This window comes from Bacillus sp. SIMBA_008 (assembly GCF_046535495.1).
GTDB classification, from domain to species: domain Bacteria; phylum Bacillota; class Bacilli; order Bacillales; family Bacillaceae; genus Bacillus; species Bacillus subtilis.
On sequence record NZ_JAWRWL010001214.1, the window covers coordinates 1 to 238 of the forward strand.

The following is a 238-nucleotide window of genomic DNA, read 5'->3' on the forward strand; positions in this document are numbered from 1 at the left end:
CTCGTGCTCGCCGCGGAAGGCGTGCGGGTCGCCCTGCTGGATCGCGACGCCGCCGCGCTCCGCGAGACGGCGAGCGGATGTCGTGAGGCCCTGGTCCTCGTCGCGGATGTGACCGACGAGAGCGAGGTGCGTGCGGCGGTGGGCTCCGCTGCCATGACGCTCGGCCGCCTCGACGCCGTGGTCTGCTGCGCCGGGATCTCGGGGCCCGTCGGCACGTCGATCGAGGACACCGATCTCG

General features: G+C 73.9%; 1 protein-coding gene. It reads left to right on the forward strand.

Annotated elements, in window-relative coordinates; genetic code table 11:
- Positions 1-238, forward strand: a 238-nt coding sequence (locus SB658_RS27295) for an SDR family oxidoreductase (RefSeq protein WP_410603679.1), incomplete at both ends; no start/stop codon positions are given.